At 45.0% G+C, this 13809-nt stretch carries 12 protein-coding genes; 3 read left to right on the top strand and 9 right to left on the bottom strand.

Going from position 1 to position 13809, the window contains the following annotated elements; genetic code table 11:
• The first annotated feature begins 45 nt into the window (after positions 1-45).
• Positions 46-927, top strand: a complete 882-nt coding sequence (locus MKZ12_RS03960; RefSeq protein ID WP_339258839.1) for a GNAT family N-acetyltransferase — start codon at positions 46-48, stop codon at positions 925-927.
• Between the two features lie 282 nt (positions 928-1209).
• Positions 1210-2976: a leucine-rich repeat domain-containing protein gene (locus tag MKZ12_RS03955; protein WP_339258837.1), complete on the top strand. Its 1767-nt coding sequence runs from the start codon at positions 1210-1212 to the stop codon at positions 2974-2976.
• A gap of 280 nt (positions 2977-3256) precedes the next feature.
• On the opposite strand, the gene MKZ12_RS03950 is transcribed toward MKZ12_RS03955, so the two are convergent.
• The 3 genes from MKZ12_RS03950 to MKZ12_RS03940 form a co-directional block, all read right to left on the bottom strand.
• Complete coding sequence (locus MKZ12_RS03950) at positions 3257-4930, bottom strand: GTP-binding protein (protein WP_339258836.1); 1674 nt, start codon at positions 4928-4930, stop codon at positions 3257-3259.
• A gap of 1 nt (position 4931) precedes the next feature.
• A complete protein-coding gene (gene cysD, locus MKZ12_RS03945; RefSeq protein WP_253430176.1) occupies positions 4932-5831 on the bottom strand; it encodes a sulfate adenylyltransferase subunit CysD in 900 nt (299 codons plus the stop codon).
• 429 nt (positions 5832-6260) lie between these two features.
• Complete coding sequence (locus tag MKZ12_RS03940) at positions 6261-6842, bottom strand: TetR/AcrR family transcriptional regulator (RefSeq protein ID WP_339258834.1); 582 nt, start codon at positions 6840-6842, stop codon at positions 6261-6263.
• A 148-nt stretch (positions 6843-6990) separates the two neighbouring features.
• Between MKZ12_RS03940 and MKZ12_RS03935 the strand changes: the two genes are divergently transcribed.
• Positions 6991-7929 (top strand): 2-dehydropantoate 2-reductase N-terminal domain-containing protein, encoded by a 939-nt coding sequence (locus MKZ12_RS03935; RefSeq protein ID WP_339258833.1) that lies wholly within the window; start codon positions 6991-6993, stop codon positions 7927-7929.
• A 152-nt stretch (positions 7930-8081) separates the two neighbouring features.
• Here the strand turns inward: MKZ12_RS03935 and MKZ12_RS03930 are convergent, their stop codons facing one another.
• The 6 genes from MKZ12_RS03930 to MKZ12_RS03905 all read right to left on the bottom strand — a co-directional run bounded on the left by MKZ12_RS03930 (position 8082) and on the right by MKZ12_RS03905 (position 13781).
• Entirely contained in the window at positions 8082-9116 is a 1035-nt protein-coding gene (locus MKZ12_RS03930) for a hypothetical protein (protein ID WP_339258831.1), read from the bottom strand.
• 208 nt (positions 9117-9324) lie between these two features.
• Entirely contained in the window at positions 9325-10278 is a 954-nt protein-coding gene (locus MKZ12_RS03925; RefSeq protein WP_339258829.1) for a class I SAM-dependent methyltransferase, read from the bottom strand.
• Between the two features lie 2 nt (positions 10279-10280).
• Entirely contained in the window at positions 10281-11168 is an 888-nt protein-coding gene (locus MKZ12_RS03920; RefSeq protein WP_339258827.1) for an FkbM family methyltransferase, read from the bottom strand.
• Positions 11169-11172: 4 nt separating this feature from the next.
• Positions 11173-11985 carry an ABC-2 family transporter protein gene (locus MKZ12_RS03915; protein ID WP_253430156.1) on the bottom strand — a complete coding sequence of 271 codons (813 nt, stop codon included), beginning with the start codon at positions 11983-11985 and terminating at the stop codon, positions 11173-11175.
• 4 nt (positions 11986-11989) lie between these two features.
• Positions 11990-12799, bottom strand: coding sequence for an ABC-2 family transporter protein (locus MKZ12_RS03910; protein WP_339258826.1), 810 nt, complete (start codon positions 12797-12799; stop codon positions 11990-11992).
• On the bottom strand, positions 12777-13781 hold the full coding sequence (locus MKZ12_RS03905; protein ID WP_339258824.1) for an ATP-binding cassette domain-containing protein: 1005 nt from the start codon (positions 13779-13781) through the stop codon (positions 12777-12779). Before MKZ12_RS03905 ends, MKZ12_RS03910 begins: the two co-directional genes overlap by 23 nt.
• Positions 13782-13809 lie beyond the last annotated feature (28 nt).

Genomic DNA, 13809 nt, shown 5'->3' with positions numbered 1-13809 from the left:
TGGTCATATTATGTAGTTACTATTGAGGGTTAAGGAGAGAGTACCATGCAAGAATTAACATTTATGAAGAATTATAAAAACAACGAAGTACTGCGCAAGAGTTTTTTCGAGCTTGCTGCCGAGACTTTTGATATTGATTTTGAAAATTGGTACCAGCACGGATGCTGGGGCGAGAACTACATCCCTTTTTCATTTGTGGACGGAGATCGGGTTGTTGCCAATGCTTCCGTTAACATCCTTGAGCTCATCATTCACGGGGAGCAGAAAAAAGCGATTCAAATCGGCACAGTGATGACACATCCCGACTATCGAGGGAAAGGACTATCCACTCATTTAATGAACAGAATTTTAGAGGAATACGAGAACAAATACGATCTCATGTACCTTTTTGTCAATGAATCGGTGCTTGATTTTTACCCCAAGTTTGGTTTTAAGCCGGTGGAAGAACATCTTTTTTCAATGGATTATACGGCAAAAAAATCACCCAAACCTGTGAACCTTCGGAGGCTCGATATTGCTAACGCGGATGATTTACATCTTATTCAAAAATTCGCATCGGAAAGATTGCCGGTTTCTCGGCATTTCGGAACCGCCCAGACGCAAGGCATACTCATGTTTTATTGCCTGAATGTCTTTAGTAATGATATTAATTACTTAGAAGATGAAAACGTCATTGTTATTTATCAGAAAGAAGACAATCATATTGAGCTCTTCGACGTTGTTAGCTTAAACGAAATAAATATGAAAGATATCTTGGATAAGATTGCAGATGAGGATACAGAGACAATCACCTTCCATTTCACACCAGATGCAACAGAACATCTCGTTCTAAAAAGTACCCTCACCAATGACGGCTTATTCGTAAGAATACCTGGTGATCATCTCTACCCTGTGCATGTTAAACATCCGATTACTTCAATCGCTTAATGATTTATTTAATCATACTTTCCTCAGCCATACCTAAAAAAAGATCAAAAGGAGCAGGATTTCCCTGCTCCTTCGTTATGTGAAACTTCTTTCTCTCATCAAACGTAAATTCACAAGGTATAATGAAGTCAGATGACCGTTTGGCATAAATTGATGAACATCATAACGAAGGAGAGGACATTTGTGGCGTTTATTCCGTTAAACTGTCCCAATTGCAACGGACGAATTGAATACAAAGAGGGTGAAATTCTAAAGTGCCCTTATTGTGAAACAGAGCTTCTATTGAAGCAAAATAATGTCTATTACGTGGACCAGACCATTAATCATTACCATGGAACGCCTCCCAAGGCAACGCCGAAGCAGGCTGTCTCCGTAAAGCTTTTACTTATACTGATGCTGGTGTTAACCGGTGCCATCGGTACTTATATGTACTCCAATGTCAGCTCTACTCATTCACCAACAGAAGCCAAACTGCCTATGCGAAAGATGCCTGAAAGCGAGGTTCTGCTCTCCTTTTTGCGAGATATCTTCGATAAAGGGACTGCCCTGCCGACTGAGGATGAACTTGCTCGTATTCGTTACTTAACTGTAGATTATTCGGATAATGACCAGTGGGAGTTTACATACAGCTTCTCCGACCCCTTCAGCGATGAACAGGCTGAGAAAATCACTTATGTGACTCAGGACAAGAAACTGAATAACCAGGAGATCGATCAGCGGGATTTTGAAGCCTTTACGGGACTGACGGCACTCGATCTGACGAATACCTATGAAATCTCCCAGACGGATCAAACCACTTTGGCCCATATGTCCGGATTAAAAAGTTATGGAGGTGCTTTTAACGAATCCTTCAGCAAATTTTCGGGCTACTTTGGCGACAAGACTAACATTACGGAGCTTTCCACTCAGCTTCGCAGCAATCAGGAATTGGCCATGCTGCTGGAGTTTCCTAATCTGAGCTCATTATCCATTACCTATGTGGATGAATCCGTAACGGATTTCTTTCTGTTGAATAAGCTACCGCTCAAGTCCCTGTCGCTCACCTTTGTCGATGAACTGGGATGGTTGTCCTCCATGACCGGGCTGTCATCCTTATCCATACAATACAGTGAAACCACAGACCTGCAACCGCTGTACGCCTTGACCCAGCTTCAGGAGCTTCAGCTATCCTTTTTAACAAATGTAAAGTCTATCGACTTTGTACAAAATATGCCTGCTCTACAAACGCTTGATCTCGAAAGCGTAAACTTCTCAAGCCTGGAGCCCTTGGACGGCAAGGCCTCCATTACTTCACTGCGCCTAGCTTCTCTAAGTCAACTTAGTTCGGTAAAGGCCATCAATAGCCTGTCCTCTTTGCGGGAATTAACGTTGTCCGGCTACTACGAGAATGCAGAAGCGCTGACATTACCTAAGGCAACGCGAGTAGAAATTTCAAGCGCTTTTCTCGCCGGACTGAAAGCGCCCGCCGCAACCAGCCTGACGCTCAGTGGCGGAAGTGGTGAGTTGAATTTGGCGGCGCTGGGGAAATTCCCGAAACTTAAGCAACTCTCCCTCTCAGAGGTCAGTGAAGTAACCCGTCTGGGCGCCCTGGACGGCTTATCCAGCCTGGAGACTCTAAGCATTTACGACTCGTCACTATATCAGGAGAGCGATGCTTTATTTCGTTTGAAGCAGATCAAATCTCTGATGTGTTCCGAGTGCAGGCTGAACTTTGAAGAAAAATCGGCCACGGAGAACAGCGTGCTTGAACATTTGACCTTAGAGCAACCATATTTCAGCATAAATAACACCTCTGTTGCTGAAGTTGACCAAATGATGCCTTACTTTGCGAAACTGCCCGCTCTGCGTTCCTTTACTCTGCAAGACAGCAATTTGGCTTCTCTCGAATTCATGAGTAACTGGCAGGCCATAGAAGAGCTTCATCTCGAGAATAATGCCATTTCCAATATCGAGACCCTAAGCCAACTGCCTGATCTGAAAAAGGTGTATCTCTCCGGTAATTCCGTCCAAAACAAATCCGTGCTTGGTACGGTTGTGCATGTGTATTAATTACCGCCTGGGATGATGGGGAGTTTTAGACTACTACAGTTAATGGATGGTATTAAAACAAAGACAAAAAGGGGTTCCCCTTATGCAGTTCTTCCTGCATGGGGGAACCCTTTCGGTGTTTTAAGTCAAGTCAGAAGCCTTCAATATTCTTTGGACGATAGCTGCAACCTCAGCACGGGTGATGTTGGCATCCAGAGATCAGTCTCCCCATATAAAGAGGGATCTTGACGAAACAAACAAGCGGCTACCTAATCGGCAACCGCTTTATCGGACATGCTTATTAAATGTCGTAGTTATTCGAAGGACTGTGATCGATAACGGATTGCACGACTCGTTTAACCACGGATTTCGCGGCATCCTGGATGGATATTCCGCCGATCTCGTCCGCGTTAACTTCGATAAATCCTTTGCCCCCGATGATCTCTCGAGCTGTCTCAAGTTCGCCCGCACTGATAGAATCATGGGATACCAGTGAGATCAGGCCGGCGTCGTTCAACACCTTTGCCATCTCCGCCGTTCCGCGGAGCGTTTCTCCACTGACGCTCTCAAGCAGCATCGTATGGTAACCGGATGACATTAGTCGCTTCTCCACTTCCTTGGCGAGAGCTACCGTATCCGAGCCAGCAAACCATACCGTGAGCGGAGATTGTCCTTTCTGCTGGGCGCGAACATCTCTCGTGATTCCCGTATCCAGCGTGGCAAATCGGCTTTCTCCCTTCAGAGCTTGATCGATGACTCCGCAAGCAGACGTCATGTTGGTGACACGATCAATGAGGATAAAACCTCCGATGCTCTTATTGTGTTCAAAGGAATCGAAGACGATCTGATCCGACAGCGTGAATTCACACTTGGCCAATTCGTTCTTAACAATTTGATCGGCCGGAACGGTATGGCCCGTGTTAATGTCAATTTTATGGGTAATCGCCGTTACAGTGCCTGGAAGAGTCTTCGTTCCGACCTTTACCCAATAATGCTTGCCCGGAGTCAGGACGGAATCGTCCATCCACAGGATTGTAGAAGCGAAGCTGTCAGCTTCTTGGACTTGATTGTCCATCGTGAGCACACAACCTCGCGAGACATCAACTTCGCGGTCCAGTTGTATCGTAACTGGTTGGCCAGCATAAGCCGAATCCTGAGCTTGGTCCGTCACCAAAATCCGCTTAACCTTAGCTTTCTCCCGACTTGGCAGAGTCATGAGTTCGTCTCCGACCGAAATCTTTCCAGCCTCGATCTGGCCCTGGAACCCACGAAACGTATGGTCCGGTCTGCTTACACGCTGAACTGGCATCATGAAAGGCTTCGTATCATCGGTAGTATGAACATCTATACTTTCCAAATACGGTAATAATGCTAACCCCTCGTACCAGGGTGCATTCGGCGACTGGGTTGTAATGTTGTCCCCTTCCGTAGCGGACACGGGAATGACCTGAATGCTCTTGATTTGGAATTCGGCCGTCGTTTGGATGAACTCTTCCTTGATTGCCTCGAACGTCCTCTGATCGAAACCGACCAGATCCATCTTGTTCACAGCCAATACGAGATGCTTGATCCCCATCAGGGCGCAGATCCGGGCATGGCGTTTGGTCTGGGTAATGATGCCTTTGGTAGCGTCCACCAGAATGATGGCTAGATCGGCAAAGGAAGCGCCTACAGCCATGTTGCGCGTATACTCTTCGTGTCCCGGTGTGTCCGCCACGATGAAGGAACGATGAGACGTCGTAAAATAACGATATGCCACATCAATGGTAATCCCTTGTTCGCGTTCGGCCAGCAAACCATCCAGGAGCAGCGAGTAGTCGATTTTGCCGCCTCGGCTTCCCAATCGACTATCGAGCTCAAGCGCGCGTTCTTGATCGGCAAATAGCAGCTTGGCTTCATAGAGCATATGTCCGATCAGCGTGGACTTGCCATCATCCACACTTCCACAGGTAATGAATTTAAGTAGACTCTTCATGTTAGAAATAGCCCTCCCGTTTGCGTCGTTCCATGCTTCCCGCCGCTTCTTGATCGATAACCCGACTGGTCCGTTCGGAAGATAACGCACCCAATGTCTCCTCAATGATCTCATCCAGCGTAACAGCATCGGACTCGACTCCGCCCGTGAGCGGGTAACAACCCAACGTGCGGAAGCGAATCTTCTTCATCTCTACCTTCTCGCCAGGCTCAAGCTTTATCCGCTCGTCATCCACCATGATGATATGCCCGTCACGATTAACGATCGGTCTTACGTCGGCGGAGTAAAGCGGAACGATATCGATGTTCTCCCGACGAATGTATTGCCAGATATCCTTCTCAGTCCAGTTGGACAGCGGAAAGACTCGAATGCTCTCTCCCTTGTTGATTCTCGTGTTGAACAGCTTCCACATCTCCGGACGTTGGTTCTTAGGGTCCCACGAGTGATTCTTGTTCCGGAACGAGAAAATCCGCTCCTTCGCACGCGACTTCTCCTCATCACGTCTTCCGCCACCGAACGCAACCGTGAATCCGTATTTGTCCAATCCCTGCTTCAGGGCTGTGGTTTTCATAATGTCGGTATATGCGGAACCATGGTCGAAGGGGTTAATTCCTTGTTGAATAGCCTCTTCATTTGAGTGCACGATCATCTCGATACCAAATTCCTTCGCTTTTCGGTCGCGGAACTCAATCATTTCCTTGAATTTCCAGGTTGTATCGATATGCATGAATGGGAACGGCGGCTTCTCGGGGTAGAAAGCCTTTAGGGCCAAGTGCAACATGACCGAGCTGTCCTTGCCGACGGAATACAACATGACCGGTTTCTCGCACTCCGCTGCTACTTCTCTGATAATGTATATCGCTTCAGCCTCAAGTTGATCCAGATGTGTTAATTCTTGCATGGCAAGGCGGCCTCCTTTTTAATCCTCACTAAAACCATCGTATTTATAAACTTATCCTATCAGATTCCATCTTTATTGCAAAGTGGAAAAAAGCAAAATTTATGATGTCTATGTGTTGGATCGACTATACTCAGCATGGAATAGCCGTTCCTCCTATAATAAAATCGCCTGAACGAATGATTTGTGCTGAGCTGCAAATGGAATCGGAGGGACATGGGACTTGAGCTTCATCTCGAAAACAATGCCATTTCCAATATCGAGACTCTAAGTCAGCTGCCTAATCTGCGTACCTATCCGGTAATACCGTCTGGGATATTGGAGTTTTAGACTAGTTAATGGATGGTATTGAAACAAAGACAAAAAAGAGGTCGAAAATATATGAAATTCTCGACCTCTTTTTGTTTATCTTTAGCTTTCTAACCATCATCGCTACACTCCAGAACGTTGCGGATTGACCGTGCCAAAGATATGATACGGTGTTATCCCCTTTGTAAATAGACTATCGATCAGCTTGATCAATTCCTCCGACGATAGATCTTTGTCTCTGTGTATCCAAAGACGAAACATAGATATTAATGTAGATATGTAAAACTCGATGATGTATGGTGCCAAGACATCATCTGTTGAAAAATCCATAATCAATCGTTCAAAGGGAATTTCTCTTTTCAAGCGTTCCACAAAATGAACAGAACCATAGTCGCCCAATACAGCTTTAAGAACTGAAATTTCCTCTGCATTTTCCAAGCATTGAAGTGCATCTTGGATAGTATGTGTAGAAAACTCTCTTCCTGCCATTTCCTCCTTGATCGATTTCAACATACGCTCTTCAACGCAGTCCAACAACTCATAGATATCTGTAAAGTATTGATAAAATGTACTCCGGTTATATCCTGATTGGTTAGCAATCTCTTGAATGGATATCTTTTCGATTGGTTTTCGGCAATATAAATCACAGAATACATTTATAAATGTCTGCCTTGTTTTTTCCGTAATTTCAGGTTGCTTTTTCATTGTTAACCTCCATTTTCTGTTGAATTGATTATACGACAGATATTAAAAATCTGATGGTTGATGACCAAATAGTGAATCTATACAATAACATTATACAACACGTTGTTGGATCATCAACAAAGAGGAATATGGATATTAGGAGGCTAAGATGAGAATTTTATTTTTCGGTAGAGGTGTAATATCGACCCAATACGCTTGGGCTTTAGAGAAGGCAGGGCATACCGTTGAGTTTTACGTTAGAAAAGGGAGGAAAGAAACGTTCGGAAGTCATATAGCGCTTGAAATGTGGGACGCACGAAGAGGAAAACAGTTCATCCAAGAAAGCTGGAAAATCAAGCTGCATGAGGAGATGAGCCCAAATTATGATCTCATTATTGCGAGTGTCAACACGGAGCAACTTCCCGAAGCAGCAAGAATACTTTCGACTACTGCTGGTAACACCCCGATCCTAATATTCAATAATATTTGGCAGGATTTAAAATCATCAATCTTGCCCCTGTCTATGAACAATGTTGTCTTTGGGTTCCCAGGAGCAGGAGGCGGCATTGAGGACAATAAGCTTAAGGGCGGCTTTTTAAAAACGATATTTCTGGAAAAACCACGGGTAGGCACGGAACAGATAAACAACAAGGTCAAAGAACTATTTGAAAGCGCCAATTTTAAAATCAATTGGATCAAGGATATGCAAAGCTGGCTATGGAATCATTTTGCCATGAATGCGGCGATGGAGACCGAGGTGTTACAACGAGGAAGTTTCCCATCAGTCTTGAATCATAGTGACTCATTCGCAAATGTCGGTAAGAGTATGCGGGAAATGACCCCTGTACTTAAAGCAAGAGGCGCAAAGATGGACGCGATTACTCTATTGTTGACCAAGATCCCACCGGCACTTCTCGGCCTGCTGTTTAACAAGGTTATTTTTGCAAAGGGCAGCTTACCACGACTTTTCATTGAATACAATAATAGTAAAGCCGGTTTTGCGGTACTTGAAGTTGTGAGAGAAGCAAAAAAGTTAGGCATACCTTTGCCACGTCTTACTGTAGCATTAGAAAACAATGAACACCACAAAGTTATTAAAAACGGATAAACTGGAAAACTTGATATTGTTCAGATCACCATCAACTCTACTATGATTATATAAACCATCGAACAACTCACCATTTAGGGGCTGTATAAGGAATGATAGAAGCAGAGCCACCCATGAAGGGCGGCTCATTTCTAGCAATATTAGATGTGATTTTACCTGAAAGCCTTTAACATTAAAAATAATTGATTATTAAAATGCATTTCATTCGTATATATTTTTGTTAATAAACCAATGCACTTGTCTATGATTTCCCCAGTGAACTTTTGGGACATGATAGCTTTATTCGAATAGATCCTTACTGTCTTCCAGCCATGAATAATTTGGTCCAATAACGGGTCAAGCGTATGTTTTGCATTGATATGATCAATGTTGTACTTATAGAGAGTATTTAACCTGTATTTCTCAGAACATTTTCTATAAATCGTACTGCTCAGTGTTTCTATAATCGTTTCATTTTTTATAATGAGCTCGTAATTTTCTGCGAGCAACAGTATATTATTCAAACTTTCCGTTATTTCATTTTGATACCTGCACATATTTTCTACGAATGTATTGATGGTTGTGTGTGCTGAATTCTTATTGTTCAAGATCTCGTGATTACCGGGGGACACTAGCGCATATTCCCAAAAGTAGTCTGGCATCTTTACGTGTTCCGAAGTCATGCATGACCATTTAAATTCTGAAAATGGCAGAGCATATTGTCTGTATTCTGTAATATCATCAACCGTATATATCTCCTCGTTCGTAAGATTGAAACCATAGACAAAAACAGGGTGCAGTCCATGTTTTTGGTTATAGTAAAAGTCTCTCCCGCGTTGATAAAATAAATCAATAAATATGGAAATCGGATGACCACTAGAAATAGAGCTTATGATCTCATCTTGTAACGTATCTAGTGCAGGAGATTTTTTACGAATAGAGATCCCCATCGCCTCAAGGATCTGATCTCCCTCCTCAAGATCCAACACCTCTAACTTGAAATATCCTCTTGTTTGTATTTTTTGTTTATTAAATCTATAAATAGTAATGACATTATTCAAAATCGACAGCTCATCTTTTTTAAAATACCTGGCAAGCGTTAATAACAAATTGTAGCCGCAATTAAAATAAGGAAAATTATGATGAGGAAACATTTTCGTCATGCCGTCGAAGGGCTGAAAGGCGTCCAGGGAAATAATTTCTTCCATAAAATATTTCTCCTAACCTAGGACGTGTCTTGAAACCTACTGAAGTGCATCTTTTACCGCCTTTTCGCCCCCTGCTACGTCAATTTCCCTTGACGTGCCCCGGCACGCCTGCGGAAAACTTCCTGGCTTGGAGCGAAAATTCAGCAAAATCTGCCGCCTTCAGAGTTTTCAGACACGCCCAAAAATTATTGTTGATATCACGGCTATATTACCTCTTAACAAGGTTCATCATACGGTATTGCCGCGTTCCAGCCTTCATCTCTTCATATTTCTTCGAGCCGGGCAATGCGATGAATTCATGGATATCTCCAATGTTCGTGCTTGAATTGGCGTTATTCGCAATTCCTTGTGTGCCAGTACGCTGCTTCGCACTCTCATCACATGATAGAAGAACATTCGAAGTCACATCCTGATTGCGGATTACAGACAGGCCTGCTTCCTCTAACAGCCTGACGTTTTGCGCTACTTGATCTCCCAGCATCAGCTCCGTATACAGAAATACGCCGCCAACTCTCATGATCCGGTATACCTCTTCATAGAATCGTGATCGGTTCGGATAGGCATGTGCGGATTCTATATTTAACACCACATCGAAGCTCTCGTCAGCAAACGGTATATTCTCCGCATCGCCGACGAGATACAAAGATTCACCCAATCGGGATTTGGCATTGCAAAAGGCAATATTCGCCGGGCAGATGTCGAGACCCACAATAGACAGCGGCTTGAAATATTTAGACAGAGCCGCTATGTTCCCTCCCCTGCCGCATCCGATGTCGATCACCTGCCGCTCCCGAATCGCCGTCTTGCCCACTGTCTCAAGCAGCAGCTTGACCGAGTTTCTATTCCATGCATCGCCCGGCTCGAGCACCGCATGTTGCTCATTCTCGTGCGGGACGTAACCATAGTTCAAGAAGGTGGCGAATCGGCCTATACCGGACAGCGCAAGGGAGTGCGAAATCTCGCTATAATCCCGAATTTCAGCCTCTTTTCGGTTCCATTCGGAAGGGTGGACAAACTGCTCTCGCCGGTCGAGCATCGATAAGTAACGATCATCGTTCGTATATACCGCATCGCAGCTGCAGCATTGCAGCACTGCTTCCAACTGCTCCAGCTCGCCCTTGCAGCTGGAGCATACCAACCTTGCATGCAGATGCTGTAACATGACTATCGCCCAGCCGACGTATGCATTTGATTCAACGCGTACACATTATAGTAATTTGGGATATTCAAATCTTCGTAATAATCGATCACGGCATAGAAGCCGTTGGTTTGGAAGATGTTCTCGAGCCTGCTGATCTGCTCTCCGTCCAGTCCGTGTACCTCCATTACAATTTGCCTGATTTTGCCCCAATCTTCCGGCTCTATGCCATCCAGCACCTCGAACTCACTTTTTTCCACATCGATTTTGAGCAGATCAATTTGGTTCAGACCGTAAAAGCGGATCATTTCAGAGATCGTAGTTAGCTGGCAACGATAGATTTGTTCATTCAGAAGCTTCGGCGACATAAGATGATCGACAAAGCGGTTTAGCATTCGCGGGTCAGCGAAATTATCTTCGTAATGGTTGATTAACCCGTATCGGAGATCTTGATCGTGGTTCTCCCTGTATTTGATCTGGACAGAGTCCGTGGACATCGTAGGAAAATAGGCAAACTCCGCTTCCTTGATCTCATTGGAAAGCCCGACATTAACCGTCGTTACGCGAGGCAGCGAACTCGTATTCATCTTCAAGAGATTAAAAGTCGGCGGCAGTGGCTCAAAAGCATATACCCTGCAGTCGCTCTTGCTGCTGACATACAGGCTGAACATGCCGATATTAGCCCCAACGTCCATGACCGTGCCATGATCCGGGAGTGTAATACCGTGCTTGAAATACATCTCCTTGTGGAAAATCTCGTTGTAGAGGAACTCGGTCTCGCCTTCGTTGTTTTGATAGATTTCGATCCCGTTGTGCAGCCGTTTCTTTTCGATAGCCTTTGTCTGCAACGGATGGCTCTCATGCTCCGTCCTGCTCATTCGATTCACCTTCTCAACAATTTGTTTTTTGGGCATTTCTCTAACTGCTGGCGCTTTCATAGCGTTTGACGGCCAGCTTCCAGAACAGCCTGACCACGATAAGCGATATAACGGGAGCTACAAAAATCCATATCCCAAGGAACAAGTCCAATCGATCGATCAAATAAACCGACGGCATGTTGGTGATGAACAAGATCGGCACAACATACAGCCCTATTCTCCGCAGCCATTTGGGGTATATGTACATCGGCATATTGTTTAAATCCCAACATTTGTCGAGTATTTCGAAGATCGAACCGGACTTCACCGTCCAGAAGGCAAGAATTTGCGGAAGTAGAAGCACCGAATAGGTCACGATCGTGCTACTCAAGATCACGCCGATATATCCGGCCACGTGGATAAAGCTTGGCTCGATGTCAAGACGCCGCCAAGCCAGTACGATCATCGTGATCCCGGCGATCAGGTTCGGGATCGGAAACGCGAAGTTAACGTGCCGGAATGAGATCATGAACTGCAGCGAAAGCGGCTTCGTCATATACAAGTCCAGCGTCCCGTTGCGGATATGGCCTGCGAATCTATAAAAGTTATCCATAAACAGTCCTGTATAGATCGCGATCATAATCGTATAGGTCCCGGTGAAGATCATCATCTGGTCCGGAGAAATGCCATTGATTTCGATCCCGAGCTGGAAAACGAACAAGATATAGATCAGCTTGGAAAACAGAAATACAGTCTCCATGATCAAACCGGAGTAGAAATTCGCTTTGTATTCCATGTAACCGACCAAGCTGTTCTTTGCGAAAATAAAGAACATACGTACATGCTTCCGAAACTCCGTCAAGCTGATACTCACAGATCTAACCTCCAACGGCTACATATTTCCTCATCCCGGAATCCCACGACAACTTCGAAATTATCATAAGCGCAATTACCCAGACCACCTGTAAGAGAAGCCCGCGCACGATTTCATGAATCGCCATGCTCCCATTGATGATGTTAACCGGGAAGAATACGACATATTGAAACGGTAAGTAGCTGGAGATTCTGGCAAACGTATCTCCGAAAATATTAAGCGGAAAGATGGCACCACTGAGCAGATAGACGCCTTGGTTGAACGCGATATAAACGCCCCAAACCTCGGTAATGATGAACGCGAGAGCACTAATCGAATAAAAAAGCAGGAAGTTGATGAGCAGTCCGAACAGAATGCTGACCAGGAACATAACGATCTGCACCCCTCTAAGCTGAAACCCCCAAATCTGAGTAAAAACGATCATCAGTATGACGAATAAGACAAGGACGACCCCGATTTGAACCGTTTTCCCACCGAAAAAATTGCATATCCGATAGCTGAAATAATGAATGGGCTGAGCGATAAATTTGCTCAGTCCACCCGTCTTGATATCATTCGCGATTTCCCCTTCGAAGCCGGCAGAAACCAGCTTGGAGACAACGCCAGACAACACGGAATAAATGATGATCTGTGAATACGTATAGCCGTTAATAATCTCTTGCGGCGAACTGCGAAACACGGCCGTCCAGAGGAAGCATTGGACGAGAATGATGAAGCCGCCGCTGATAATACTCATAAAGAAATCGGTCCGATACTCCATCGCATTCTGAAGCGCAAGAATGTACGTCCTTTTATACTTCTGCAAGGCTTTCATGTCTGACCCCATCTTTCTGATACAAGCTTTCGATGCCTCGCTCGACAGGTATATCTTCCACTGTGAAATCGAGGATCGGGAACCGGTCCAACATCATTTTGGAAAGCCGCTGGAGGTCATGCTTATCGATCTCCATGACCGCATTCATGCCGTCATGTTCCATAATAGCGCCATAGTCGCTTAGCGCCTGCCTCGGCACTTCGTCCGTAAATTGCAGCTTGATGATCTTTTTTGCATGAAACAATTCGTTCACACGCCGAAGATCGCCATCGTATACGATCTTCCCTTGATTGATGATGATCGTGCGTTTGCATAAATCCTCAATATCCGCCATGTAGTGGCTTGTCAGAATGACCGTTGCTTTCGTCTGCTGGTTATAATACTTCAGGAACTCCCGAATGCGCTTCTGCGAAATCAGATCGAGTCCGATTGTAGGCTCATCCAGGAAAATCACCTTAGGCCGGTGGATGAGCGACGCAATTAGCTCCATCTTCATCCGTTCCCCCAGCGAAAGCCTGCGCACCTGAATATTGAGCAGATCTTTAACACCAAGCATCTCCGTAAGCTCATCCAGGACAAGGTTGTAGGGCTTATCCTCGACCTCATAAATGCATTTGTTCAGGTACAACGATTCGTTCGCCGGTAAATCCCACCACAACTGCGATTTCTGCCCCATCACGATCGAGAACTGCATCTTGAATTCTTTTTTTCGCTCCCAAGGGACATAGCCTAATACCGTCGCTTGCCCGCTTGTCGGATACAAGATGCCGGACAGCATCTTAAGCGTAGTCGTTTTGCCGGAACCGTTCGGGCCTAAGAACCCGACCATCTCGCCTTGCTCAATTACAAGTGATATTTCGCTAACCGCTTCTTTGATCAGTGATTTCCGCTTCACTAAATTTTTCAGCGATTTTTTGAACCCCAATTCTTTTTCGTAGTAATTGAAGCTTTTGGATAAGCGTTCCACTTGGATAATGCTCACTGGTTCACCTCATTTATGCTCATGTAGA

Origin of the sequence: Paenibacillus sp. FSL R5-0713 (genome assembly GCF_037973325.1) — a bacterium.
GTDB lineage: Bacteria > Bacillota > Bacilli > Paenibacillales > Paenibacillaceae > Paenibacillus.
Note: the sequence above shows the minus strand (reverse complement) of the source record. Positions and strands in the feature narration are given on the sequence as shown.